Source organism: Streptomyces sp. NPDC057694 (assembly GCF_042799415.1).
Lineage (GTDB): Bacteria > Actinomycetota > Actinomycetes > Streptomycetales > Streptomycetaceae > Streptomyces.
In genome coordinates this window covers 253498-278043 of record NZ_JBHVIX010000007.1, presented here as the reverse complement: position 1 = coordinate 278043, position 24546 = coordinate 253498, and the positions used below count along the sequence as shown (strand labels likewise).

Below are 24546 nucleotides of genomic sequence, written 5' to 3'. Positions count from 1 at the left end.
ACCCTCAAGGGCGCGGGCTCAGGACAAGTGGCCCGTCTCGTTCCACGATTCGATCGCCGGGTCGCCGTAGGCCCAGCCCAGTGCCGACAGCGAGGTCGGGTTCAGGCGGATGCGGGACGCGAAGTCGAGGGGGAGGCCGAGCCAGCGGGCGCCGATGGAGCGCAGGATGTGGCCGTGGGCGAAGACCAGGACGTCACGGTCGGCGTCCCGGGCCCACGCGACGACCTCGTCGGCCCGCGCCGTCACCTCGGCGATGCTCTCCCCGTCGGGAACCCCGTCCCGCCAGATGAACCACCCGGGCCGCATCTCCTGGATCTGCGCCGGCGTGAGCCCCTCGTACGCGCCGTAGTCCCACTCCATCAGCGCGTCCCACGCAGAGGCCCGCTCCCCGAACCCGGCGAGCTCACACGTCTCGCTCGCCCGCACCAGCGGCGACGTCCGCACCTCGACCCCGTCGAGCCCGTCGTACGGAGCCCGGTGCAGCCGCTCACCGAGCAGCTTCGCCCCGCGGCGGCCCTCTTCCAGGAGCGGAATATCCGTCCTGCCGGTGTGCCGTCCGGACAGGGACCACTCCGTCTGTCCGTGCCGGGCCAACAGGATGCGCGGTGCCATACGGAATGAACCTTTCGTCAGGAAGGGCGCGAGGAATGTGAAGAGCGCGCCGGGGAAGGCCGGGAGAGAACAGGATGAACAGGAAGCGACGGGAGTGTCGCCACTTCCATCATCGCGCAACCGCAACAGGGACGGCCCGTCGGGCAACCCGCCGCCTGATCCCAGCGTCTACGAGGATCAGGGGTCGCCCACGCAGACCCCCACATACGCCTTAGGGTGGGCACGTGTGGCCAGAGGCCGCCGGACGAGGAAGAGGGGGAGCGGCCCGCATGTCGCAGACGCACCACGCACCGCGCACGGAGGCGATACCGGGCGTACGGCTTCGATGGTGGACCGAGCTTCCCCTGATCCTGCTCGTGTACGGCGCGTACACCGCGGGCCGGCTGCTGGCCCGGGGTGATGTGCAGACCGCCGTGGACCACGGCGTGTCGATCCTCCGGGCCGAAAAAGCGGTCCGCCTCAATCTCGAACACCCGCTGAACCGTCTCTTCACGCGCGAGACCTGGATCGGCGTCCCCGCCGACTTCTGGTACGGCTCGCTGCACTACGTGGTCACTCCGGCCGTGCTGATCTGGCTCTTCCGCCGCCGTACGCAGATCTACCGCACGGCCCGCACCTGGCTGATGACCTCGACGATGATCGGCCTCGTCGGCTTCACCCTGCTTCCGACCTGCCCGCCCCGGCTGCTGAACGCGTCGTACGGGTTCGTCGACACGATGGCCCAGTACAGCTCCTACGGCTGGTGGGGCGGCGCGGCCAGCGCGCCCAAGGGCATGGGCGGGATGACGAACCAGTACGCGGCCATGCCCAGCCTGCACGTCGGGTGGGCGCTGTGGTGCGGCATCATGCTGTGGCGCCACAGCGACAGCCGCTGGGCCAAGGCCGCGGGCGTCGCCTACCCGCTGATCACCACGATCGTCGTGATGGGCACCGCCAACCACTACTTCTTCGACGCGCTCGCCGGAGCCGCGGTGATGGGTGTCGGCTTCCTGCTCACCCGGCCCGTCCGGCGGGTCGCGGCGCTGGTCAAGGAGTGGGCCGCCGGTCTGCTCGCGGGCGGGCGCGGCGCCCCGGTGGCCGCCCCTTCCGCCACACGTTCCTCAATTGTCAGTGAGGAATGCCAGACTTCCCCGGGTGAGCGAATTCCCCGACAGCGCAAGGCCGCAGCCCGTTCGCAGCCCCGCGACACAGGCGACGGGGCTACGGCACCGGCTCGCTGAGCTGCGCGGCCCCGACACCCCGCCCCGCCCGCTGGACGCCCGCGCCCTGGCCGCCCTCGCGGCGAACCCGGGGTGCAGTCGCCGCGCGCTCCTGGACGGCGCGGGCGTCGACAAGGGCCGGATCGCGGACGTGCTGGGCGCGCCGGCCACCTTCGGCCAGTCCCAGTTCGCCCTGACGCGGGGGAACGCGTTCGAGGCGAGAGTCAAGGCCGACGGCGGCGGCGAGCTGCTGCGGCTGGTGCACGCACGCGTGGGCGCGGCCGGTACCGCCGAGCCGGCCCCCGAGCTCGTACGGACTCCCGACCTGTCGGCGATCGGCCCCGAGGGGCGCACCGCGCGCACGGCGCTGGCGCTGCGCGAGGCGGTCGAGTCGGCCGCCGAGTCCGGTACGTGGACGTTCCTGGACCATCCGATGGTGATGCTGGACGTGGCGGGCAGCCCGGCGTTCCTGGAGCCGGACGCGGTGGTCGTGCACCCCGACGGCAGCTGGACGGTGGTCGAGATCAAGTCCTTCCCGATGATCGACGGCGCGGCCGACGCGGCGAAGGTCGGCGCGGCGGCCCGCCAGGCCGCGGTGTACGTACTGGCGCTGGAGCAGGTCGCGGAGCGCACGCCGGGGGCGCGGGTCCGGGACCGGATCGTGCTCGTCTGCCCCAAGGACTTCACGAACCTGCCGGCCGCGTCCGCGGTCGACGTGCGCAAGCAGTGCTCGGTGACCCGGCGCCAGCTGACACGGCTGACCCGGATCGAGGACATCGCGGCGGCCCTGCCGCCCGGCACCGTCTTCGACCCCGAGCAGCCGCCGGGAGAGCTGACGGCGGCCGTCGAGTCGGTGCCCGCGGCGTACGCGCCGGAGTGCCTGGCCGCGTGCGAGCTGGCGTTCCACTGCCGGGACCGCTCCCGCGCGGCGGGCGCGGTGACGAGCCTGGGCCGTCCGCTCCGCGCCGAGCTGGGCGGCCTGACGACGGTGGACGCGGTGCTCGCCGCCGCGCACGGCGAGGCGGGCGACCCCGAGGACCCGACGGTGGCGGCGCTGCGGCGCGCGGCGGCGCTGCGCGCGGAGGCCCTCGGAGGCGCCCGGTGCTGATCCCGTACACGACCGTCCGCCGCGAGGAGTCAGCCGCGTGAGCCTGATCAACCACCTGGCCCGGCTGGAGGCGACCGGCACCGGCCGCGCCCAGCCCACCGCCACGGTCCGCCACCGCCATCTCTCCCAGCGGCCCCTGGTCCTGGTCCCGCTCATCACCGCGGGTGAGACGGGCGCCCCGCTCGGCGCCCTCGTCGGCACCGAGCGCACCTCGCCGCGCCTGCTGGTCGTGGCGCAGCCCCGCGACCGCGATCTGCGCTTCGCGTTCCTGACCCAGCTCGCGGAGACGGTCCTGCCGTACGTCGACGGGTTCGCCGGCGACGTCGAGCTGACCGAGCGCGCCGAGACCGACCCGGCGACGAACAAGCGGATCAAGGTCGAGGTCGAACTGTGCGCGGACGCGCCGCAGTTGATCGTGCCGAGCCGGGCGGGCATCGAATTCGTCCGGCTGCTGGGGCGCTCGATGCGTTTTCGGCGCACGGCCGAGCAGGACCCGGAGACGCCCTACCCCGCTCCCCCGCACGTCCCGCTGCTCGGCCGCTGGCTGACGCACTTCGGCGAGCGGGCGAGAGTCCCGGGCTCCGCGCTGCTGCTGGCCATGACGGACCTGCTCTCCCGGCACTGGGCGACGGGCCAGTCCAGCCTGGAGGACCAGCACCTCGGCGCGCTGCTCGCGTGGGTGGAGGCGCCGGAGGGCACCTCGGGCGCCGAGGCCGCGTTCCGCGCCGAGCGCGGCCGGGACGCGCACGGCCAGCTGCTGTGCCCGCCGGCCGGCCCGGCCACCGACCCGGCCTTCGACAACAAGCTGCTCGCGCCCGCCATCGAGCGCTACGACAAGGCCCGTACGCGCCTGGCGGCCGCCGAGGACGCGGTGGAGGCCGACGGCCGCCTGGCCGAACTGACCGCGGCCGAGCGGGAGATCCACGCCCTGGTCGAGTCCCGCACCCGGCCCACCTGGGACGCGGTGTGGCGGGGCCTCGACGCCCTGTGCACGCTGCCCGAGGGCCCGCGCGCCACGGAGCGCTGGACCCGCGACCGCTGGTCGTTCACCGGGCACCGCGACCGGGTCGCGGCGGGCGAGCCCCCGCAGCCGCGCCGCGACGACGCGGTGACGGCGGCGAACAAGCTGGCGACGCGCGAGCGCGAGCAGGCCCGCCTGGACGCCCAGGAGGCGCTCGACGACCCCCTCGTCATGGCGGGCCGGCGGCTCGCCGGGGAGGCGCTGGCCGGCGAGGTGAGGGAGGTCGTACCGGCGTACAACGAGAAGAAGCGCCCACGCCCGCTGATCACCCTGAGCACGGACGACCGCCCGCACCTCGGGGAGCGCGTGAAGGTGTACCGCTCGCTGGACGGCAAGGCGCAGACGGCGGAGTTCGTCGGATACGAGGGCGAGGGCGAGGGCACGGCCGGGGGCACGGTCGTGCTGCGGCTGCTGGACAAGATGGGGCGCGGCAAGGAGCCGGACCCGGGTTCGGTGCCGGAGAAGGGCGAGCGGGTGTGCTGGACGCTGTTCGAGCACGAGCAGCGCGGCGGCCCGAAGCTGCCGGAGCCGGAGGAGACCCCGTGGACCCATGGCGGCCCGCCGGGCGCCGGGGCCGAGACGCCGGACCGCGTGACGACGGAGGACATCCTGTGACGACGACCAGTGTTTCGCCGCCCGCCGACGACGTCTTCGACCCCGGCGCCGAGGCCGCCCGGGCCACCGCCGCGATCCTTCACGACACCTTGCACAGCGAGGCGCGCGGCGTCGTCGTGGACTCCCCGCCCGGGGCGGGCAAGTCGACGCTCGTCGTGCGCGCCGCGCTCGAACTGGCCGACGCGGGACGCCCGTTGATGATCGTCGCGCAGACGAACGCGCAGGTGGACGATCTCGTCCTGCGCCTGCACGAGAAGCGCCCGGACCTGCCCGTCGGCCGACTGCACAGCAGCGACCCGGACGCGTACGACAAGACGCTCGACGATCTGCCGACCGTTCGCCTGTCGACCAAGGCGGGCGACCTCGCACCGCTCCCCGTCGTCATCTCGACGGCGGCGAAGTGGGCGCACGTGAAGGTCGAGGACGCCGGGGGCCCGTGGCGGCACGCGATCGTCGACGAGGCGTACCAGATGCGCGGGGACGCGCTGCTGGCCGTGGCCGGGCTGTTCGAGCGGGCGCTGTTCGTGGGCGACCCGGGGCAGCTCGACCCGTTCTCGACGGTCGGCGCGGAGCAGTGGGCGGGCCTGTCCTACGACCCGTCGGCGTCGGCGGTGTCGACGCTGCTCGCCCACAACCCGGAACTGCCCCAGCACGAACTCCCCGTCTCCTGGCGGCTTCCGGCGTCGGCGGCGCCGCTCGTCTCGGCCGCGTTCTACCCGTACACGCCGTTCCGCAGCGGTACGTCGGAGGGCGATCGCACGCTGGACTTCCGTGCGGCGTCGGACGGTTCGGGGGTCGACCGGGTCATCGACGAGGCGGCGCGGGCGGGCTGGGGCCTGCTGGAGCTGCCCGCCGCGCACACGCCGCGCACGGATCCGGAGGCGGTGCGGGCCGTCGCGCTCGTGGTGCGGCGCCTCCTCGACCGCGACGGGGTGACGACGTCCGAGCGCGGGCCGGACGAGACGCCGCTGACGGCGGACCGGATCTGCGTCGGCACCGCCCACCGCGACCAGGCCGCCGCCGTGCGCTCGGCGCTGGGCGGGCTCGGTGTGCGGGGGGTCACCGTGGACACGGCGAACCGTCTGCAGGGCCGGGAGTTCGACGTCACCGTGGTGCTGCATCCGCTGTCGGGGCGGCCCGACGCGACGGCGTTCCACTTGGAGACCGGGCGGCTGTGCGTGCTTGCCTCGCGGCATCGGCACGCGTGCATCGTGGTGTGCCGGGACGGGGTCGCGGACCTCCTCGACGCGCATCCTTCGGCGGAGCCGGTGCAGTTGGGGGTGACGGTGAAGTTTCCGGACGGCTGGGAAGCGAATCACTCCGTGTTGAGCCGGTTGTCGGAGCATCGGGTCGCTTTCGGGGGCTGAGGGCGCTGGGGCCTTGTGGGGTTGTCGGTCGGGTGCGGGTTGCGTCGTGGCTGGTCGCGCAGTTCCCCGCGCCCCTGGAGATGCGCACTTCGTGCGCTACCTCCATCGATGAAGGCATGCGGCGAAGCCGCAGCCTTCAGGGGCGCGGGGAACTGCGCGAGAAGCCCCACCGGCCCGCACCCGACCGACCACCGCGACCGGCCCGCACCGGGCTACGGACGGGCCCCCTTGCGGAAGCGCGGAGAATGGAGGGTGGCCTGGGCCATGAGGCAGGCCGTATGTCGAGTACGAGGAGGAACACCATGGCGGAGCCCGAGCGGCAGCGACAGCCGCGACTGCGGCCCGCGCCGTTGATCTTCGAGCCCGCGGAGGCCACCGCCGACCCGGAGCACTTCTTCGACCTGGAGTCCGTCGAGGACCCCCGGGAACTGCTCTCCCGCGCCACGGAACTGACCCATGCGTTTCGCGCCGCGGCCGACCGCTCCGTGGAGTTCCAGGCCATCGCTGCGGCCCAGCTCGCCGACCCGCGCCGGTTCGACCGGCTGACGGCGGCGGACATCGCGGAGCGCGCGGAGTGGACCGAGGACTACGCCAAGAAGATGGTCGAGTTCGGCCGTGACCTGCTGCGCGGCACCGTCGAGCCGACGGCCTGAGGCACCGGTCAAGATCTTTTGGCATATGCCAGAGGGGCAAGATACTCCACCCCGCCCCCTCCTGTCCTGATTTCTCGCAACCCTTTGGAGCTGCACCCTCACCCCCTGTAGATGTAGAAACATGAGCGCCACGCACTCCCCCATCGCCGCCGTCCCCGCCACCCAGGCCGCGGCCCACGACCGCTTCGACGTCTCGGGCGTGACACCCGAGGGCGCCGCCTGGCTCGCCTCCGCAGGAACGTATCCGCGCTCCGCCCTCGCCCACTGGGAGTCCCGGCCGACCGCTCCCGTGGTGCTGCCCTGCGGTTCCGTGTTCGACGTGGTGAACGTGCCCGCGATCTTCGGGCGGCGGATGTTAGACCGACTCTGGGACGAGGGGCCCGGGTCCGGCCCGGTCGCCGCGCACCGTGGCCGCATGCTCCTGTTCACCGCCCCGGGCACCGCCCAGCGGCTGCCGTCGCTGCTCCGCTGGGAGGAGTGGGGGCCCGCGGTGCCTCCGCTGCTCTGTCACGGCAGCGGGGACGCGGTCACCGTGCCGGCGCCGTCGGCGCCCGCCGAGCCGCGTCATCCGTCCCGCTGGGTCGTCGCCCCCGACACCCGTCATCCCTGGCTGCCGGGGGCCGAGGTGCTGCTGTGGGCCTGCGTCCGAGCGGCCCGGGCCGCCGCCCATTCGACGGTCCAGGTATCGATTTTTCCTGCCGCCGATCTCAGTGCTAATGTCTACGACGTCAGCCGGCGCCATTAGCTCAGTTGGTTAGAGCAGCGGACTCTTAATCCGCGTGTCCGGGGTTCGAGTCCCTGATGGCGCACAGCAAGGCAAAGCCCTCCACCGATGTGGGGGGCTTTCGTCGTTCCCGGACGTGCGGCTCTCGCTGTGGCTGGTCGCGCAGTTCCCCGCGCCCCTGGAGATGCGCACTTCGTGCGCTACCTCCATCGATGAAGGCATGCGGCGAAGCCGCAGCCTTCAGGGGCGCGGGGAACTGCGCGAGAAGCCCCACCGGCCCGCACCCGCCGACTACCCGGTCGTCACCTTCACCGTCCACGATCCCGACGACGTCCGGTCCCCCACCTCCACGCGGATCTTCTCCCCGGGGACCGAGAAGCTCTCGCCCTCCTGGACGGGGGCGTCCGCCAGGGGTGGGTAGACCGAGTCGCCGTAGCAGGCCTCCGTGGACGGGTGGGAGTCGAGGACTTGGACCGGGCCCGCGCCGGAGGCGGAGTCGCTGCGGATGCGGTAGACGAGGACGCCCTGGGTGCAGGTCGCGTCGTCGTTGCCGCCCGCACCCCGGGCCTCCAGGGCGATCGCGCTGGACGGCCCGGTGCGCACGACGGCCAGCTTCGTACCGCCCCCGGTACCGAACGCGGCCCCCGGCACCCGCGGCGCCGTGCTCAGCGGCTCCAGGGTCAGCCGGGTGTCCCCGGTACGGGTCACGCACGCCACCTGCCGCGACTGCAGCCAGCCCAGCTTCCACTTGTGCCAGCCGAAGAAGTCGGGGGCGAGCCCGAACTGGCTGCCCATGACGTCCCAGTCGCCGACGTACGTGTCCCAGTCCCCCTTGCCGTCGGTCGGCCGGTGGTAGAGGTCGGGCAGGTCGAAGACGTGGCCGGTCTCGTGCGCGAGGACGTTGCGGTCCGGCGGGTGGTGCTCGAAGACCGTGACGATCCGGCGGATGTCGGTGCCGTCCGCGCGCATCGGCCGGTCGAAGTTCACGACCTTCGTCGCGTCCGAGTCGACCCCCGGCGCGTCCGGGTCGGCGACGAAGTAGACGACGTCGTACTTGCTGAAGTCGGTCTTCGGATCCGCCGCCGCGAGGGCGTCGCGCAGATAGGCGCTGCGGTGCGCCGCGCTCCAGTCGCGCTTTATGGCGTACGAGGTCGAGGCGTGCGGCATCTCGATCCACGTCCGCTGCGGGTGCGGAGCGAGCCGGAACCTGCCGTACGAGGCCCGCTCGAAGAAGTCGCTGGTCGCCGGGAAGTAGTCGGCGGCCAGTTGTCGCGGGGTGGTCGTCGGCGTCCAGTCGGGGAAGGAGAGGAAGACCATCACCGCGTTGAGGGGCCTGGTGGGGCGCGGGTAGCCGGAGTGCCAGGAGTCCAGGCCCTCGGAGTGGTGGTCGGCGGTGCGTTCCAGGGCGCACGGGCCGGCGTAGGGCGGCGCGGCCGCCGCGGGACCCGCGACCAGGCCGGTGGCGGCCAGGGCGGTGAGAGCGGTCAGCGCGGCGGCGGCGGCACGCAGACGGCGCTTGTCCACTCCCCCGAGTGGCTGCGGACGCGGCAAGTCGACCTCCGGACGGGGAATGCGGGACACCCCACCCAGACTGTGTGTACTTGTTCCACTTCGCCCTGTTTATCTGGCCCGGACGAGTGAGCGGCCGACACCCCGGCGGTCACCGAACGTCACAGATGATCCAGGCCGGTCGCCGCTCGGAAGAAGCCCGGCCCGGCCCGGGCAGAAACGATCTGCCGACCCTCCGGTGCCCCCGCCGGGACCGCACCGGCGTACGAGACAGGCTGGATAGGCCGTCCGACCTGCCTCTATGATCGGCACACTTTCCTGCCGGGACCCGGCCGCACCAGACCACGCAACCAGACGACGCATGCGGGAGCGAACGGTGAGCGCACAGCCCTATGGGCCCACGACGGCGACCGAGGCGTCCCCACCGGGCCGGCGCCCCGATCCGCTCACGCACAGTGGTCACGCCTGGCAGCGGGCGCCGGACGCCGCCTATCGGTCCGCGTTCCTCGCCGCTCCCCTCCCCATGGCGGTCGTCGACCGCGCCGGGCTGGTCGTCGGGGCCAACAGCGCGGCGCTCGCCCTCCTCGGCGGGGAGGACGAGCAGCAGGTCGTCGGACGCCTCGCCGCCGAACTGCTCGACCTCTCCTCCGACCCGCGCACCCGGGACGCGTACCACGAGGTGCTGCACGGCCGGCAGGCCCGGCTCTCGCGCACCCGCCGCCTCAAGCACCCCGTCGGCCACGCGATGTGGACCCGGGTCACCGTCGCTCCGGTGCCGGACACCGAGGTCGTCCTCGTCTCGCTGCACGACCTCAGCGCCCACCGCGAGCTGCGGTCCCGGCTGCGCCACCTGGAGATGCACGACCCGGTGACGAAGCTGCCCAACCGGGCCCTGTTCTTCGAGCGGCTCACCGCCGCCCTGGAGGCCGGCGCGTACGACGAGACGGGCACGACCGGCCGGGTGGGCCTGTGCTATCTCGACCTCGACGGGTTCAAGGCGGTCAACGACACCCTCGGCCACCATGTCGGCGACCGGCTGCTGGCCGCCGTGGCGCAGCGGCTCGCGCACTGCGCGGAGCGGGCCCGGCACACCACCGGCGCCCCGCTGGTGGCCCGGCTCGGCGGCGACGAGTTCGCGCTGCTCGTGGAGGAGTCGACCGGCACCGAGCAGGTGACCGATCTGGCGCGGTCCGTGCTGAGCGCGCTGCGGGAGCCGTTCGACCTGGCCGGGCAGCGCCTGTCGGTCTCCGCGTCGGTCGGCGTCGTCGAGCGGCAGGCCATCGGGACGACGACCACCGGTCTGATGCAGGCCGCCGACACCACGCTGTACTGGGCGAAGGCCGACGGCAAGGCCCGCTGGACCCTCTTCGACCCGGAGCGCAACGCCCACCGCATGACCCGGCAGGCCCTGTCGTCGGGGCTGCGGCCCGCCGTCGAGCGCGGCGAGTTCGTCCTGGAGTACCAGCCGCTCGTGCAGTTGGAGGACGGTGCGCTGCGCGGCGTCGAGGCGCTGGTGCGCTGGCGGCACCCGCAGTTCGGGCTGCTCACGCCGAATCGGTTCATCGGACTCGCCGAAGAGGACGGCTCCATCGTGGAGTTGGGGCACTGGGTGCTGCGCACGGCGTGCGAGCAGGCGCGCAGCTGGCAGCTGGAGAACCCGGCCGGTCCGCCCGTCTTCGTCAGTGTGAACGTCGCGGTGCGGCAGGTGTGGGACTCGGATCTGGTGGCCGACGTCGCGCGGATCCTCGCCGACACCGGCCTCGCCCCCGAACTGCTGCAACTGGAGCTGACCGAGTCCGCCGTCATGGGCTCGGCCGGGCGCCCCTTGCAGGCGCTCCAGGCCCTCAGCGACATGGGCGTACGCATCGCCATCGACGACTTCGGGACCGGGTACTCGAACCTGGCCTACCTGAGCAGGCTCCCGGTGTCCGTCCTGAAGCTGGACGGGTCGTTCGTGCGCGGTTTCCAGAACGAGGACGGGGCGCCGCCCACCGATCCGGCCGACGCGGTGATCGTGGAGGCGCTGGTACAGCTGGCCCACCGGCTCGGCCTCACCGTGACCGCGGAGTGCGTGGAGACGGCGGAACAGGCGGAGCGGCTCCGGCGGATCGGCTGCGACACGGGGCAGGGGTGGCTGTACTCACGGCCGGTGGCACCGGATCGTATCTCTCGGCTGCTGGTCGAGAGGTAGGCGGGAGACGGGCGGCTCGTGCTCAACTGGCGGGCCGGTGTGGGGTGACCGTGCCGTCTCGGACGATTCTGCACGCCGTCACGAAGTCCCCGATCTCTTCCGGGACATGCGGGGTGCGGGCCCACGCCACCGCGACCTCGCTCGGGCTCACCCCGCGCACCGGGCGGTAGACCACGTCGGGGCGCTGGTAGAAGCGGGCCGTGGCCTCGGGCGTGAGGGAGATGCCGTGGCCGTGCGCGATGGCGGTGAGCCATTCGTCGGGGTTGTGGGCGGTGGCGCCGACGGTGACCGGGCGGCCCGCGCGTTCGTCCAGAGCCATCCAGTAGTCGCGCCAGCGGCCGGTGCCGGCGGGGGCCGCGACGTACGGCTCGTCGAGGAGATCGGCGAAGTCGATCTCGGAGCGGTCCGCCAAGCGGTGGTTCAACGGCAGTCCCACCCAGCGGGGTTCGGTGATCAGGACCTCCAGGTGGAAGGAGTCCTGCCGCGGGACGGGGAGGCGGATCAGGGCCGCGTCCGCCGCGCCGCTCGCCAGGCCGGCCGTCGGATCGTCCCAGGCCGTCTGGGTCAGCTCCACCTTCCAGCCGGGGCGGCGGCGCGCGAACTCGGCGACGATGCCCTGGGTGAGTTCGTTGGCCGCGCTCGCCACGAAGCCGACGCGCAGCACCCGGGCCGCGCGGCCGGCGGCGCCCCGGGTCTCGCGCAGCGCCGCGTCCCAGGCGTCGACGACGGCCGGGGTGCTCTCGGCGAGGGCCTGTCCGGCGGCGGTGAGGGACATGCCGGAGCGGGAGCGGGTGAAGAGGTCGACGCCGAGCAGGGTCTCGAGTTGCCTGATCTGCTTGGTCAGTGCGGGCTGGGAGATGAACAGGCGCTCGGCGGCGCGCGTGAGATGGCCCTCCTCGGCGACGGCGGTGAAGTAGCGCAGGAGCCGGGTGTCGATGTCCATGCCCACAGGTTTGTCCATGCCCACAGGTTATGGATGCGTGTATTGGACCGGTGCCGGTTCGCGGCGGGAAGCTCGACGCATGACGACAGACATCGTCGACCGCTTCTACTCCGCCTACGCGACCGGCGACCTGCACACGCTGCGCACCGCGATCCTCTCCCCCGACGCCGTCTGGCAGATCGACGGCGACCATCCGCTCGCCGGTGTCCGGCACGGCGCCGACAGCATCGTCGACTATCTCGAACGGCTCGGCGAGGCCGAGTTCCGCAATGACGTCCTCTTCCGCCATCACGCCGGCCCGTACGTGACCGAGGTGCACCACTGCCGGTCCGCCGACGGCACGCTCGACACCCTCTGGGTGCTCTTCTTCCGGATCGAATCCGCCGCGGACGGCGGTGAGCGGATCACCGGGATCCGTAAGCACCCGGCCGATCAGGCGCAGGCGGACACGTTCTTCCGCCGTCACTACAGCTGAGCCGAGGAAAACCTGATGACCAATTCCCTGGACACCCGTGTGCCCACAGCCGAGCAACTCCTCCCGAATGCAGATGGTTTCGGGCTTCGCTCGTGGCTGATCCTCATCACTCTCGCCGGTGCCACGTTCATGACCGGCCTCGACTACTCCATCGTCATGGTGGCGCTGCCGGAGATCGGCCGTGATCTCTCCTTCGGGTCGGCGAGTGCGCTGCAGTGGGTGGCGACCGCGTGCCTGCTGCCGACGGCGGGGCTGCTGCCGCTGTTCGGGCGGCTGTCCGATCTGCTGGGCAGGCGCCGGCTCTTCGTCCTCGGCACCTTCCTGTTCACCGCCCTCTCGCTGGTGGCGGCGGCCGCCGTCTCGCCCGGCATGCTGATCGCCGCGCGGGCCGGGCAGGGTGTCGCGGCCGCGATGATCGCGCCGACCGCGATCGCGCTGATGACGTCCGTCTTCCCCGAAGGCCCGCGGCGCACGCGGGCGTTGGCGGTGAACGGCGCCCTGCTCTCCCTCGGTTTCGTCGTCGGCACGATCGGCGGCGGTGTCATCACCAGTGGTCTGGACTGGCGCTGGACGATGGCGCTGCTCGTGGCGCTCGGATCCGTGGTGCTCGCCGGGGCGCTGACCGTACTGCCGCGCCACGACGACGTACGGCGCGCGAACCGGCTCGACGTGCCCGGCGCGGCGCTGTCGGGCGTGGGGCTCGTCGCCCTCGTGTACGCCATCTCCACCGGCACGGACGCCGGTTGGACCGCCGCGGCGACCGTCGGTTCGCTGCTCGTGGCCGTGGTCTCGCTCGCCGGGTTCTTCCTCGTCGAGGCCCGTCACCCGGCGCCGCTCGTCCCGCTCGGGCTGCTGAAGCGGCGTACGGTCAAGTGGGCGTTCCTCGTCGGCACGGTCACGTACGGGATGTGCGGCGGCGCCACTCTGCTCCTGACCCTGTACATGCAGGACGTGCTCGGCTGGTCTCCGCTGGAGACCGGGTTCGGGTTCCTCGGCGAGGGGCTGGCGGCGGTCGCGGGCGGCGCCGTGGCCTCGCGGATCATCGTGCGGCACGGGACCGCCGGCGGTCTGCTGACCGGTCTGACCGTGCAGGCGCTCGGCACCGCGCTGATGGTCCTGCTGCCGGCCAACGCCAACACACCACTCTTGCTGGCCACTTCGGCGGCGATGGGCTTCGGGCATGTGCTGAGCGTGGTGTCGTTCGTGGCGACGATCACGTCCGGGCTGAGCGAGGAGGAGCGCGGCGTGGGCGGTTCGCTGGCGCAGATGCCGCTGTACGTGGGGGCGATCGGGACGGCCGTGCTCGCCGCGGTGGCCACCTCCACCGGTGGCTCGGTGCTCGGCGGGCTGCACCACGCCTTCCTGACGGCCGGGCTGGTCACGGCCGCCGCGCTGCCGGTGACCGCGCTCTTCCTGCGCCGCCGCCGGTGATCTCCTACGAGAAAGAAGGCGCCGCCCCCGGAGTCGGGGGCGGCGCCTTCGGTCAGGCCTGGGTGGGCAACCCGTAGGCGTCCGCGATGAGTTCGTAGCTGCGCAGGCGGACCTCGCCGGTGTGCGCGTTGGCCGTGAGCATCAGCTCGTCGGCGCCGGTGCGCTTCTGGAGGTCGTCGAGGCCGGAGCGGACCTCGTCGGCGGTGCCGTGGATGACGTTGGCGTTCCAGGAGTCGATGAAGTCGCGCTCCATCTCGTTGAACTGGTACGCCTCCGCCTCCTCCGGCGTCGGGACCAGGCCGGGGCGGCCGGTGCGCAGGCGGACCATGTTGAGCGCCGCGGCCAGCACCTGGCGGCGGGCCTCCGTGCCGTCGTCGTCGGTCGCGAGCGCCGAGACGCCGATCAGGGCGTAGGGCTCGGAGAGGACCTCGGAGGGCTGGAAGGACTCGCGGTACAGGTCGAGCGCCGGGATGGTGTTCTGCGCGGAGAAGTGGTGCGCGAAGGCGAAGGGCAGGCCGAGGACGCCGGCCAGGCGGGCGCTGAAGCCGGAGGAGCCGAGCAGCCAGACCTGCGGGCGGTGCGGGTCCTGGACGCCGCCCGGCGACGTGGCCTGGACGGGGCCCGGGACCGCGTGGATGCGGGAGTACGGGTGGCCGTCGGGGAAGTCGTCGTCCAGGAAGCGGGTCAGCTCCGCGAGCTGCTTCGGGAAGTCGTCGGCGCCCTCGTTCAGGCGGTCCGAGCGGCGCAGGGCGGCGGCCGTGGCGCCGTCGGTGCCGGGGGCGCGGCCGAGGCCGAGGTCGACGCGGTGCGGGGCGAGGGCTTCCAGGGTGCCGAACTGCTCCGCGATGACCAGGGGGGCGTGATTGGGCAGCATGACGCCGCCGGAGCCGAGGCGGATGCGGCTGGTGTGGGCGGCCAGGTGGGCCAGGATCACGGCGGGGCTGCTGGACGCGACGCCGGGCATCGAGTGGTGCTCGGCGACCCAGTAGCGGTGGTAGCCGCGCTTCTCTGCGAGGCGGGCGATGTCCACTCCGGTGGACAGGGCCTCGGATGCGGTGCGGCCCGCTCCTACGGTGACCAGGTCCAGGACCGAGAGGGGGGTGGGGGCGGTGCCGTGGGCTGCGCCGCGGATCTCGTCTTGGGTGGCCGGCACGGGGTCCTCCTGCGGGGCTTAACGTCTTGTCTGGGCTGGACCCCGGCGTAACGGAGGCGTACTCCGCTTTATTCCCGGACCATCGTCGGCTGCGGGCCGGTGGCCGCTTCTCGCGCAGTTCCCCGCGCCCCTGGGTTGTTTGTCGGCTGACGGCCGGTGGGGCTTCTCGCGCAGTTCCCCGCGCCCCTGAGATGCGCACTTCGTGCGCCATCTCATCAGAGGCAGGCGCTACGCGCCGCCTCCCCTGGGCGAGCGGAGCTCGCTTCCAGGGGCGCGGGGAACTGCGCGACCAGCCCCCACCGGGCCGCGGCCGAACGACTACGCCTGGATCACGGGCTCCTTCGTGAACAGTGCCCCCAGAGCGAGAGCGTTCAGGCGGCGGTCGACCAGGCGCAGGGCCTCCCAGACCGTGACCTGGTTGGCGGTGAGCACCGGCTTGCCCAGTTCCCGTTCGAGATCGGAGATGTACGCGGCGGTGTGCAGGGCGGTGTCCGGGAGGAGGACCGCCTCGGCGTCCGGGTGGTCGCCGTTCCTGGCCATGGCGAGCACCTCGTCCCAGCCCCACGTACCGACCTCGGCGGCCGTGATGATGCCGCTGCCCCGCACCGAGAGCACCTCGGCCCCGGCCGCCTTCAGGAACGTGGCGAAATGATCCGCGACGTCCGACGGATAGGTCGCCGCGACCGCGACCCGCCGCACACGCAGCTCACCGAGCGCGTGCGCGAAGGCGAAGGACGTGCTGGACGCGGGCAGCCCCGCGGCCTGTGCGAGCCCGCGGACCTGGTCGTGGGCGCCGTCCCAGCCGAAGACGAAGCTGCCGGACGTGCACGCCCAGACCACCGCCTCCGCTCCGGAGAGTCGGAGCTCCTCGACTCCGGCCGCGAGGCGCTCGGGCGCGCCCATGCGCAGCAGCGCGTCGACGCGGTGCGCGTCCTCGCCGATGTCGGTGTGCACGACGGCGAGGCGCACGTCGCTGTCGATCAGCATCTCCATCCGCGGATAGTCGTCCTCCGCGGAATGTCCGGGGTAGAGAAATCCGAGCGCTGTCATGCTCTAGGCCCACCCTTCCTGGCCCTCCGGAAGTTCCGGAAGAGGCTGCTCTGCCTGTCGTCCTGGCACGGGCCACTGCCGACGCGCCGCCGGGTCGAGCAGCGCCTGATAGGGGCCCACTGCTCGCGTACCCAGCCGGGCGAGGGCTGCCCACATCGTGACCTGATTCGCCGAGATCACCGGCATCCGCAGCTCGGCCTCCAGCTGCGGGATGACGTCGTAGGTGGGCAGGTTCGTACAGCTGATGAACAGCGCGTCGGCGCGGGAGCCGACCGCCGCGCGCGCCATCTCGGCCACGTCCCGGTAGGGGACCTTCCAGATGTGCCGGGTCAGGCCGAGATAGGCCCGGCCGACGACGGTGATGCCCGCCTCCGCCAGGTACTCCTCCAGCGACTCGGTGACGGAGCGGGTGTACGGGGTGACGAGCGCGATACGGCGCGCGCCGAGGTCGGCGAGGGCGTCGAGCAGCGCCCCCGACGTGGTCACGGACGGAAGCTCCCCGGCCCTGCGCATGGCCTCGCACATGGCACGCTCACCGGCGATGCCGCCGACGAAACTGCCCGAGGTGCAGGCGTACGCGAGGACCTGCGGTTCGGCGGCGCCGAGCGCCCGGACCGCCTCGCCGAGCGTCTCGTGCTCGCTGACCAGGCGGGCCAGGTCGAGGCTGACCTCGACGGGCACGAACGGGGTACGGGTGAGGTGCAGGGAGATGGTGTCGGGTACCCAGCGCCACAGTTCACGGTCGAGGGCGAAGTCGAACGGTGCGACAACGCCGACGCCGCGCTGCGGCTGCGGTCCCCCCAGGAATGAGACGTCCATAGAGCATGCCCCAGGTTCAGCTGACGTGATGAGTGCCGATGCGGTGCTTGAGCCGGCGATACGCCGGGACGTCGGGACAGCGACGAGGGCGGGAACCCGTGTACGGGGTACCGCTGTTGACGAAGGTAGGTTCAGGTGCCAGCGTGGTCAATCCGCGCATGTCAGATGGGATGCCGTGAGACGGCGCACACCGCCCACAGCTCATGATCCCGATGTTCCCGACTTATTCACCACCAGGAAAGCGGACTTTCGTTGCGAAACGATTACCCCTCGATGTCCGGTCCGGACGCGCGACGGCCCACCGTGCTCGTCCTGGACGCCGCGCCGCCCGCGCCGGCGCCCCGCCTCGGCGTGCTCACCGGCCGGGCCCGGGTGCTGCACGCCGCGGACGCCACCGGACTGCGTGAGCAACTCCCCTACGCGGATGTTCTGTTGGTGTGGAACTTCCTGTCGGACGCGGTGCGCGAGGCGTGGCCGGGCCGTGGCTCGCGCCCGTCGTGGGTGCACACGGCGAGCGCGGGCGTGGACCGGCTGATGTTCCCCGAACTGGTCTCTTCGGACGCGGTGTTGACCAACGCGCGGGGCGTCTTCGACCAGCCGATCGCCGAGTACGTCGCCGCGCTCGTGTTCGCGATGGGCAAGGATCTGCCCGCCACGATCGGCTTCCAGGCGGACCGGCGGTGGCAGCACCGCGAGACGCAGCGGATCGGCGGGACGCGGGCCTGCGTCGTCGGCACCGGACCCATCGGGCAGGCGATCGTCAAGCAGCTCAAGGCGCTCGGCATCACCACCGCGCTGGTCGGCCGGCGGGCACGCGCCGGGGTGCACGGCCCGGCCGATCTGGACCGGCTGCTCGCCCGGGCCGACTGGGTGGTGTGCGCGGCGCCGCTGACCGACGAGACGCGCGGCATGTTCGATGCCCGCCGGTTCGGCGTGATGCAGCCGTCGGCGCGGTTCATCAACGTGGGCCGTGGGCCGCTGGTCGTGGAGTCCGACCTGGTGGACGCCCTGCGCAAGCGGTGGATCGCGGGCGTCGCGCTCGATGTCTTCGAGCACGAACCGCTGCCCGAGGACAGCCCGCTGTGGACCGCTCCGGGGCTGCTCGTGTCGCCGCACATGAGCGGCGACACGGTGGGCTGGCGGGACGAACTGGGGCTCCAGTTCGTGGAGTTGTTCGGCCGGTGGGAGAACGGAAGGCCGCTGGTGAATGTAGTCGACAAGAAACGTGGGTATGTCCCCGGCAGCTGATCGACGGCAGCCGCCGGGACAGCCGATCGATGGATCGATGGATCACTGACGCACCGGGCCCCTGACTCTGGAGGACGGATGACGGCCGAGCTCACCGGACTGACCGCGCAGGACCTGCTGGACGGCTACCGCAAGGGCGAGTTCAGCCCCGTCGACGCCACCCGTGCCGTGCTCGCCCGGATCGAGGAGACCGAGCCCGGGCTGAACGCGTTCGTGCGCGTCGACGCCGAGGGGGCGCTCGCGGCGGCGCGGGAGAGCGCGGAGCGCTGGCGGCGCGGCGAGCCGTCGGGGCTCGTCGACGGGGTGCCGGTGACGGTCAAGGACATCCTGCTCCAGCGCGGGGCGCCCACCCTGAAGGGGTCGAAGACGACTCGGGCGGAGGGGAGTTGGGAGGAGGACGCGCCGTCCGTCGCGCGGCTGCGTGAGCACGGCGCCGTGTTCGTCGGCAAGACCACCACGCCCGAGTTCGGCTGGAAGGGCGTCACCGACTCGCCGCTGTCGGGCGTGACCCGCAACCCGTACGACACCTCGCGCACCGCCGGCGGTTCGAGCGGCGGCAGCGCGGCGGCGGTCGCGGTCGGCGCGGGGCCGCTGTCGCTGGGCACGGACGGCGGCGGGTCGGTGCGCATCCCGGCCGCCTTCTGCGGGATCTTCGGGCTCAAGCCGACGTACGGGCGGGTGCCGCTGTATCCGGCGTCCGCGTTCGGCACGCTCGCGCACGTGGGGCCGATGACCCGCACGGCGGCCGACGCGGCGCTGCTGATGGACGTGATCTCGGGCCCGGACCCGCGGGACTGGTCGGGGCTCGGCCCGGCGGTCGGCAGCTTCCGTGAGGGGATACAGGGCGGGGTGCGCGGACTGCGGGTCGCCTTCTCGCCGTCGCTGGGCGGGCAGGTCGCGGTGCGGGCGCCGGTCGCCGCCGCGGTGCGCTCCGCCGTCGAGCGGCTCGCCGGGCTCGGCGCGTACGTGGAGGAGACCGACCCGGACTTCACCGATCCGGTGGAGGCCTTCCACACCCTGTGGTTCAGCGGGGCGGCCCGGGTGACGCAGCGGCTGTCGGCCGCGCAGCGCGAGCTGCTCGATCCCGGGCTGCGGGAGATCTGCGCGCAGGGGGCGCGGTTCAGCGCGCTCGACTATCTCGCCGCCGTCGATGCCCGGATGGAGCTGGGGCGGCGGATGGGGGTTTTCCACTCCGCGTACGACGTGCTGGTGACGCCGTCGCTGCCGGTCACCGCGTTCGCGGCGGGGGTCGAGGTGCCGGTGCGGTCGGGGCTGCGGCGGTGGACGGGGTGGACACCGTTCACGTACCCCTTCAATCTGACACAGCAGCCGGCGGCGACCGTCCCCGTCGGGGTGGACGGGGACGGTCTCCCTGTGGGGCTCCAGGTCGTCGGCGCCCGGCACCAGGACGCGCTGGTCCTCCGGGTGGCGCACACCTTGTACGAGGCCGGGATCGCCGGAATCGCCGCCCCGTGACGCGGGGCTCCGCCCCGGACCCCGCTCCTCAATCGCCGGAGGGCCTTGAATTTGCTAGACCCGGCGGAAGCCCAAGGTCTCCCCCACCGCCCCACTGCGCCAAAGGTCCTGGCACGCGGCCGCCATCTCGTCCAGGCCCTCCACCACCTGGCCCCACACGATCCCCGGCACCCACCCCACATCCCCGTTCATGAGGAGATTGTTCCGCTCGTAGAACAGGGCGAGGTCGATCACGGGTGACCCGGCGCTCAGGCCCGCGCCCGTGCCGTAGCCGTAGGACTGCGATCCCAACTGTGTCCCGTTGAAGGAGAAATAACAGAGATCACCGGGAATGGGAGTGACCGTCGGATTCTCCAACGGTGGCTCCTGTTCCGCGAATGCCGGGAACAGGGCATAGATCTCGTTGCGCGCGTATTTGGCGTGGTAGACGTCGGAGACGAGCGGGAGCGCGTCCCAGACCGCCGCGCACGTCAGTGGAGCGCGGTCGTCGAGGAGCTTGGCCGTGCAGGCAACTCCCCTCTTGGCCAGGGAGACTTCGATGAATCGGTCCTGAGAGTCAGCCATGCCCTCCATGGTCCGCCCCATGCTCCCCCTCGGGTCAAGAGCGCCTCACTTGCATCAGGGGCTGAATTCGATGGGAATAGTTCGAGTCAACTCGGGTAGCCGCGCGCCCATGGCTCCACCACGAGGAACAAACGAAAGACGAAAAGTCAGCCCTCTGGGTCGCCGCTCCTTTTTGATGGGAGCCGCAGCCGTGGGCGCTGTCGGTGTCACGGGCTGCAGCCTGGCACCCGAAGAAGGCGCGATCGAAGGCGGCGACCTCCTGGACCGGCTCCGCTCCTCGGGCACCGTCAGGGTCGGTGTCGCAGGTGAGCAGCCTTTCGGCTACATCGACTCGGACGGCAGGGCGACCGGCGAGGCCCCGGCCATCGCACGCGTCATCTTCAAGCGCCTCGGCATACCGAACATCAAGCCCATACCCACCCAGTTCGGTGCCCTCATACCCGGCCTGAAGGCGCTCCAGTTCGATGTGGTCTCGGCCGGGATGTACATCAACCCGGTCCGCTGCGAGCAGGTGCTGTTCTCCGACCCCGACTATCTGATGCTGGACTCCTTCGTCGTCCCCAAGGGGAACCCGAAGGGCATCAAGTCCTACGAGGACATCGCCAAGAAGGGCCTGAAGCTGGCGAGCGGCACGGCCTACGCCGAGATCGACTACGCCAAGGCGGCCGGGGTGAAGGACGTCCTGATCCTGCCCGACCCGGTGGCGGGCCGCGACGCGGTCGCCCAGGGCCGTGTCGACGCCTTCGCCGGCACCAACATCACGGTCAAGGGCGTGGTGAAGAACAGCACCAAGACCGAGTCCACCGAGCCGTTCCAGCCCATGGTGGACGGCAAACCGGCGTACGGCGCGGGCGGGTTCGCCTTCCGGCCCTCCGAGAAGAACTTCCGCGACGCCTTCAACCAAGAGCTGCACAAGCTCAAGAAGAGCGGCGAACTCCTCAGGATCGTGCGGCCGTTCGGCTTCACCGAGCAGGAGATGACCGACCTCACGGTCGAGAAACTCTGTCCGCCGGCCTCAGGGGGCTCCTCGTCATGATGTCGTCGGAGTTCTTCACCTCCTGGTTCCTGCCCGCGATCTGGATCACCATTCAGGTCCTGGTCCTCAGCACGGTGCTGGCGTTCGCGGTCGCCGTGCCGATCGGCATCCTGCGCCGCTCGCGCCTGTGGATCGTACGATTCCTGGCCGGCGCCTACTTCGAGATCTTCCGCGGCACGTCGGCGCTGATCCTGATGATCTGGATGGCGTTCGCGGTGCCGCTGCTGCTCCGGATCCAGTTCCAGCCGATGGCCGCGGGCGTACTCGCACTCGGCCTCACCTACGGCGCGTACGGTTCCGAGATCGTGCGCGGCGCGCTCAACGCCGTACCCGCCGCTCAGCGCGAGGCGGGGGTCGCGCTGAGCTTCACGCCGATGCAACGGCTGCGTCTGATCGAACTGCCGCAGGCCTGGCCGGAGATGATCCCGCCGTTCAACAACCTGCTGATCGAGCTGATGAAGGGCACCTCGCTCGTCTCGGCGATCTCGGTCGCCGACATGACCTTCGCGGGGAACCTGCTGCGCCAGGCGAAGAACGAGAGCGCGCCGTCGTTCACGCTGCTCCTCGTCCTCTACTTCGTCCTCGCGTTCATCCTGACGCGCGGCATGCGGATGCTGGAGCGCCGCGCCAAGGCGAAGGTCGGCCGGAGCCCTGAGAAGAAGGTGCTCTTCGGCGGTCTGCGCAGCAAGGGCCAGGTCGACGCCCTCACCGGCAGCGGCGTCACCACGGGAACGGGGGCCGACAAGTGAACTGGGACTGGAGTGTCGTCGACGACTTCATGCCGCGCTTCTGGGACGGGGTGCTCGTCACCCTCCAGGCGCTCGGCTGGGGCACGCTGATCGCGTTCGCCCTGGGCCTCGTCTGGGCCATCGCCCAGCGCTCGGGCCCCGCGTGGGTGCGCATCCCCGTGACGGCCGTCACGGAGTTCATCCGCAACACCCCGCTGCTGGTGCAGCTCTTCTTCCTCTTCTACGTGGTCCCGCAGTGGGGCCCGACGATGTCGCCGCTCACCACGGGCATCGTCGGACTCGGTCTGCACTACTCGACGTACACCGCCGAGGTGTACCGGGCGGGCATCGAAGGCGTGCCGGTCGGCCAGTGGGAGGCGGCCACGGCGCTCAGCCTCTCGCGCAGCCGCACCTGGACCGCCGTGATCCTGCCGCAGGCCATCCGGCGTGTGGTGCCGGCGCTCGGCAACTACGTCGTCTCGATGCTGAAGGACTCGCCGCAGATTTACGTCATCGGCGCCCTGGACATGCTGGGCGAGGCCCAGGGATTCAGCCAGGAGACCTTCACGACCGAGGCGCTGACCGTCGTCGGCCTCGCCTTCCTCGTCATCGCCTATCCCTCTTCTCTCCTTCTCCGAGCCCTGGAGCGCCGCCTTGCCCGCTGACACGACTTCCACGAACACCGCCCAGGAACAGACCAATCCCAAGGTCGACGGCAGCGAGCTGATCCGTTTCGACAAGGTCGTGAAGCGGTTCGGGAACAACACCGTCCTCGACGAGCTGGACTTCTCGGTCGCCTCCGGCAAGCACGTGACGCTGATCGGCCCGTCGGGCTCCGGCAAGACGACGATCCTGCGGCTGCTGATGACGCTGCTCAAGCCCGAAGAGGGCACGATCAGAGTGGGCGGCGAGTACCTCACCCACGAGGAGAAGAACGGCAAGCTGGTGCCGGCCGGCGAGAAGCACATCCGCGAGGTCCGCAAGAACATCGGGATGGTCTTCCAGCAGTTCAACCTCTTCCCGAACATGAAGGTGCTGCGCAACATCATGGAGGCGCCGGTCACCGTGCTCGGCCTGTCCAAGGACGAGGCCGAGCAGCGGGCCCGCGAGCTGCTCGACCTGGTGGGGCTCGGCGACCGCAGCGACGCGTACCCCTCGCAGCTCTCCGGCGGCCAGCAGCAGCGGGTGGCCATCGCGCGGGCGCTCGCGATGCGTCCCCAGGTGCTGCTGCTCGACGAGGTGACGTCCGCGCTCGACCCCGAGCTGGTCGCGGGCGTCCTCGACGTCCTGCGCGACATCGCGCGCACCACCGACATCACCATGCTCTGCGTGACCCACGAGATGAACTTCGCGCGGGACATCTCCGACCAGGTTCTGATGTTCGACGCGGGCCGGGTCATCGAGTCCGGATCGCCGGAGAAGATTTTCAGCGACCCGGAGCACGAGCGCACCCGGGAGTTCCTGAGCGCGGTCCTGTGACCAGCCGTTCACCGAACGGGGCATGACTTTGGCATATGCCAGGGTGGCGCGTTCCTGCTGAGAGGGTACGGAACGCGCCACCAATCTCCTCAACCGCCGCCCCGATTGGGTGCGTTGGCGGCTATCGTGGACGAAGCCAGCTGTCCGGAACCGTTCCATGCAGGGGGATGCCGTGGCGCTGAAGCACGACAAGGACGCGTCGTCACACCAGCCGCACCAGTCGGTGCAGCACGCTCTGCGCGTGCTGGAGGCCGTCGCCCACCGGGGCGTCGGCATCACCGACACGGAGTTGGCGCGCGTCACCGGTCTGCCCGTGGACCAGCTGACCCAGATGCTGCGCATGCTGCGGCGCGAGGGGTACGTCCAGCAGGCGGCCGACGGCGCGTACGTCGCCGGTACCACGCTCGACCGGCTCGGCGCGGCCGACGACCACGAGGCCGCTCTCACCGCGAAGCTCCAGCTCACGCTGGACGAGCTGCGCGACACCGTGGGCGCCGCCGTCTACATCAGCCGGTACATCGACGGCGAGGTCCGGATCACGCAGTACGCGGCGGGGCCCGAGGCGCCTCCGGTGAACGAGTGGGTGGATTTCCGCGTCTCGGCACACGCCAGCGCCGTGGGCAAGAGCCTGCTCGGACAGCTGGATGTCAACGGACGGCGTGATCATCTCTCCCGTCACAAGATGGCCCGTCTCACCTCGCGCACCATCACGAACGAGAAGGTGCTGCTGTCCAAGCTCGCCGCTCAGCCGGCGACGGTGCCGGTCCTGGACCTTCAGGAGTACGCGGTGGGCACGGTCTGTGCGGCTGTCCCGATCACGGCCGGCGCCTCCGTCGGCTGCCTGGCCCTCTCGCTCCCGGTGGAGCACGCCCACCGCCTCCACCACGCGGCCGACCGCCTCAACCGGAGCGCGGCACCGGTGCTCTTGTCTCTGGCCATCTAAGGGTGCGGGGCGCCGTTGTGGTTCTTCGTCCGCGGGCCGGTGGCCGCTTCTCGCGCAGTTCCCCGCGCCCCTGAAGGCTGCGGCTTCGCCGCATGCCTTCATCGATGGAGGTAGCGCACGAAGTGCGCATCTCCAGGGGCGCGGGGAACTGCGCGACCAGCCACAGCGAGAGCCGCACGTCCGGGAACGACGAAAGCCCCCC

23 protein-coding genes and 1 tRNA gene are annotated in these 24546 nt (G+C 71.7%); 17 read left to right on the top strand and 7 right to left on the bottom strand.

From position 1 onward, the window contains the following. Positions 1-18: 18 nt before the first annotated feature. Positions 19-612 (bottom strand): histidine phosphatase family protein, encoded by a 594-nt coding sequence (locus tag ACFVDP_RS19030; protein ID WP_383490824.1) that lies wholly within the window; start codon positions 610-612, stop codon positions 19-21. Between the two features lie 269 nt (positions 613-881). Here ACFVDP_RS19030 and ACFVDP_RS19025 point away from each other — a divergent pair, with 269 nt between their 5' ends. The 7 genes from ACFVDP_RS19025 (at position 882) to ACFVDP_RS18995 (ending at position 7384) form a co-directional block, all read left to right on the top strand. After that, entirely contained in the window at positions 882-1832 is a 951-nt protein-coding gene (locus ACFVDP_RS19025; RefSeq protein ID WP_383490822.1) for a phosphatase PAP2 family protein, read from the top strand. Continuing rightward, positions 1747-2919: a hypothetical protein gene (locus ACFVDP_RS19020; RefSeq protein WP_383490820.1), complete on the top strand. Its 1173-nt coding sequence runs from the start codon at positions 1747-1749 to the stop codon at positions 2917-2919. Before ACFVDP_RS19025 ends, ACFVDP_RS19020 begins: the two co-directional genes overlap by 86 nt. A gap of 37 nt (positions 2920-2956) precedes the next feature. Further along, on the top strand, positions 2957-4555 hold the full coding sequence (locus ACFVDP_RS19015; protein ID WP_383490818.1) for a hypothetical protein: 1599 nt from the start codon (positions 2957-2959) through the stop codon (positions 4553-4555). Further along, positions 4552-5922 (top strand): AAA domain-containing protein, encoded by a 1371-nt coding sequence (locus ACFVDP_RS19010; protein ID WP_383490816.1) that lies wholly within the window; start codon positions 4552-4554, stop codon positions 5920-5922. The genes ACFVDP_RS19015 and ACFVDP_RS19010 overlap by 4 nt, the downstream gene beginning before the upstream one ends. Before the next feature lie 302 nt (positions 5923-6224). Continuing rightward, the gene (locus ACFVDP_RS19005; RefSeq protein WP_383490814.1) at positions 6225-6575 is read left to right on the top strand and encodes a hypothetical protein; all 351 of its coding nucleotides are present in this window, start codon (positions 6225-6227) and stop codon (positions 6573-6575) included. Between the two features lie 121 nt (positions 6576-6696). After that, complete coding sequence (locus ACFVDP_RS19000) at positions 6697-7320, top strand: bifunctional DNA primase/polymerase (RefSeq protein ID WP_383490812.1); 624 nt, start codon at positions 6697-6699, stop codon at positions 7318-7320. Next, positions 7311-7384, top strand: a tRNA-Lys gene (locus ACFVDP_RS18995). The genes ACFVDP_RS19000 and ACFVDP_RS18995 overlap by 10 nt, the downstream gene beginning before the upstream one ends. Before the next feature lie 206 nt (positions 7385-7590). On the opposite strand, the gene ACFVDP_RS18990 is transcribed toward ACFVDP_RS18995, so the two are convergent. Next, entirely contained in the window at positions 7591-8850 is a 1260-nt protein-coding gene (locus ACFVDP_RS18990) for a M6 family metalloprotease domain-containing protein (RefSeq protein ID WP_383490810.1), read from the bottom strand. Positions 8851-9169: 319 nt separating this feature from the next. Here ACFVDP_RS18990 and ACFVDP_RS18985 point away from each other — a divergent pair, with 319 nt between their 5' ends. Beyond that, on the top strand, positions 9170-10999 hold the full coding sequence (locus ACFVDP_RS18985; protein WP_383490808.1) for a putative bifunctional diguanylate cyclase/phosphodiesterase: 1830 nt from the start codon (positions 9170-9172) through the stop codon (positions 10997-10999). Positions 11000-11021: 22 nt separating this feature from the next. Here the strand turns inward: ACFVDP_RS18985 and ACFVDP_RS18980 are convergent, their stop codons facing one another. After that, on the bottom strand, positions 11022-11942 hold the full coding sequence (locus ACFVDP_RS18980) for a LysR family transcriptional regulator (protein WP_383490960.1): 921 nt from the start codon (positions 11940-11942) through the stop codon (positions 11022-11024). Between the two features lie 79 nt (positions 11943-12021). Here ACFVDP_RS18980 and ACFVDP_RS18975 point away from each other — a divergent pair, with 79 nt between their 5' ends. Together ACFVDP_RS18975 and ACFVDP_RS18970 are read left to right on the top strand one after the other, a co-directional pair. Continuing rightward, complete coding sequence (locus ACFVDP_RS18975; protein WP_383490806.1) at positions 12022-12417, top strand: nuclear transport factor 2 family protein; 396 nt, start codon at positions 12022-12024, stop codon at positions 12415-12417. A gap of 15 nt (positions 12418-12432) precedes the next feature. Further along, a complete protein-coding gene (locus ACFVDP_RS18970; protein WP_383490804.1) occupies positions 12433-13848 on the top strand; it encodes an MFS transporter in 1416 nt (471 codons plus the stop codon). Between the two features lie 52 nt (positions 13849-13900). Here the strand turns inward: ACFVDP_RS18970 and ACFVDP_RS18965 are convergent, their stop codons facing one another. From ACFVDP_RS18965 to ACFVDP_RS18955, 3 genes are all read right to left on the bottom strand, one after another. Beyond that, positions 13901-15001, bottom strand: coding sequence for an LLM class flavin-dependent oxidoreductase (locus ACFVDP_RS18965; protein ID WP_383490802.1), 1101 nt, complete (start codon positions 14999-15001; stop codon positions 13901-13903). A 318-nt stretch (positions 15002-15319) separates the two neighbouring features. Beyond that, positions 15320-16051 carry a decarboxylase gene (locus ACFVDP_RS18960; protein WP_383490800.1) on the bottom strand — a complete coding sequence of 244 codons (732 nt, stop codon included), beginning with the start codon at positions 16049-16051 and terminating at the stop codon, positions 15320-15322. A gap of 3 nt (positions 16052-16054) precedes the next feature. Then, positions 16055-16870 carry an aspartate/glutamate racemase family protein gene (locus ACFVDP_RS18955; protein WP_383490799.1) on the bottom strand — a complete coding sequence of 272 codons (816 nt, stop codon included), beginning with the start codon at positions 16868-16870 and terminating at the stop codon, positions 16055-16057. 273 nt (positions 16871-17143) lie between these two features. Between ACFVDP_RS18955 and ACFVDP_RS18950 the strand changes: the two genes are divergently transcribed. Together ACFVDP_RS18950 and ACFVDP_RS18945 are read left to right on the top strand one after the other, a co-directional pair. Continuing rightward, entirely contained in the window at positions 17144-18118 is a 975-nt protein-coding gene (locus ACFVDP_RS18950; protein ID WP_383490797.1) for a D-2-hydroxyacid dehydrogenase, read from the top strand. Between the two features lie 78 nt (positions 18119-18196). Continuing rightward, positions 18197-19594, top strand: a complete 1398-nt coding sequence (locus ACFVDP_RS18945; protein ID WP_383490795.1) for an amidase — start codon at positions 18197-18199, stop codon at positions 19592-19594. A 54-nt stretch (positions 19595-19648) separates the two neighbouring features. Here the strand turns inward: ACFVDP_RS18945 and ACFVDP_RS18940 are convergent, their stop codons facing one another. Next, positions 19649-20158 (bottom strand): DUF3830 family protein, encoded by a 510-nt coding sequence (locus tag ACFVDP_RS18940; protein ID WP_383490793.1) that lies wholly within the window; start codon positions 20156-20158, stop codon positions 19649-19651. Between the two features lie 109 nt (positions 20159-20267). Here ACFVDP_RS18940 and ehuB point away from each other — a divergent pair, with 109 nt between their 5' ends. From ehuB to ACFVDP_RS18915, 5 genes are all read left to right on the top strand, one after another. Further along, complete coding sequence (gene ehuB, locus ACFVDP_RS18935; RefSeq protein WP_383490791.1) at positions 20268-21194, top strand: ectoine/hydroxyectoine ABC transporter substrate-binding protein EhuB; 927 nt, start codon at positions 20268-20270, stop codon at positions 21192-21194. Next, positions 21191-21943: an ectoine/hydroxyectoine ABC transporter permease subunit EhuC gene (gene ehuC / locus ACFVDP_RS18930; RefSeq protein WP_383490789.1), complete on the top strand. Its 753-nt coding sequence runs from the start codon at positions 21191-21193 to the stop codon at positions 21941-21943. Before ehuB ends, ehuC begins: the two co-directional genes overlap by 4 nt. Beyond that, entirely contained in the window at positions 21940-22587 is a 648-nt protein-coding gene (gene ehuD / locus ACFVDP_RS18925; protein ID WP_383490787.1) for an ectoine/hydroxyectoine ABC transporter permease subunit EhuD, read from the top strand. The genes ehuC and ehuD overlap by 4 nt, the downstream gene beginning before the upstream one ends. Further along, entirely contained in the window at positions 22577-23401 is an 825-nt protein-coding gene (gene ehuA, locus ACFVDP_RS18920; protein ID WP_383490785.1) for an ectoine/hydroxyectoine ABC transporter ATP-binding protein EhuA, read from the top strand. Before ehuD ends, ehuA begins: the two co-directional genes overlap by 11 nt. A 172-nt stretch (positions 23402-23573) precedes the next feature. Beyond that, positions 23574-24344 (top strand): IclR family transcriptional regulator, encoded by a 771-nt coding sequence (locus tag ACFVDP_RS18915; protein WP_383490783.1) that lies wholly within the window; start codon positions 23574-23576, stop codon positions 24342-24344. Positions 24345-24546: the final 202 nt, after the last annotated feature.

Coding starts and splice junctions, on each gene's coding strand:
- ACFVDP_RS19030 (WP_383490824.1), bottom strand. CDS start 612: ATGGCACCGCGCATCCTGTTGGCCCGGCACGGACAGACGGAGTGGTCC.
- ACFVDP_RS18970 (WP_383490804.1), top strand. CDS start 12,433: ATGACCAATTCCCTGGACACCCGTGTGCCCACAGCCGAGCAACTCCTC.
- ACFVDP_RS19025 (WP_383490822.1), top strand. CDS start 882: ATGTCGCAGACGCACCACGCACCGCGCACGGAGGCGATACCGGGCGTA.
- ACFVDP_RS19000 (WP_383490812.1), top strand. CDS start 6,697: ATGAGCGCCACGCACTCCCCCATCGCCGCCGTCCCCGCCACCCAGGCC.
- ACFVDP_RS18975 (WP_383490806.1), top strand. CDS start 12,022: ATGACGACAGACATCGTCGACCGCTTCTACTCCGCCTACGCGACCGGC.
- ACFVDP_RS18940 (WP_383490793.1), bottom strand. CDS start 20,158: ATGGCTGACTCTCAGGACCGATTCATCGAAGTCTCCCTGGCCAAGAGG.
- ehuC (WP_383490789.1), top strand. CDS start 21,191: ATGATGTCGTCGGAGTTCTTCACCTCCTGGTTCCTGCCCGCGATCTGG.
- ACFVDP_RS18955 (WP_383490799.1), bottom strand. CDS start 16,870: ATGGACGTCTCATTCCTGGGGGGACCGCAGCCGCAGCGCGGCGTCGGC.
- ACFVDP_RS18985 (WP_383490808.1), top strand. CDS start 9,170: ATGCGGGAGCGAACGGTGAGCGCACAGCCCTATGGGCCCACGACGGCG.
- ACFVDP_RS18945 (WP_383490795.1), top strand. CDS start 18,197: ATGACGGCCGAGCTCACCGGACTGACCGCGCAGGACCTGCTGGACGGC.
- ACFVDP_RS18980 (WP_383490960.1), bottom strand. CDS start 11,942: ATGGACATCGACACCCGGCTCCTGCGCTACTTCACCGCCGTCGCCGAG.
- ACFVDP_RS18950 (WP_383490797.1), top strand. CDS start 17,144: ATGTCCGGTCCGGACGCGCGACGGCCCACCGTGCTCGTCCTGGACGCC.
- ACFVDP_RS19005 (WP_383490814.1), top strand. CDS start 6,225: ATGGCGGAGCCCGAGCGGCAGCGACAGCCGCGACTGCGGCCCGCGCCG.
- ACFVDP_RS18960 (WP_383490800.1), bottom strand. CDS start 16,051: ATGACAGCGCTCGGATTTCTCTACCCCGGACATTCCGCGGAGGACGAC.
- ehuB (WP_383490791.1), top strand. CDS start 20,268: ATGGCTCCACCACGAGGAACAAACGAAAGACGAAAAGTCAGCCCTCTG.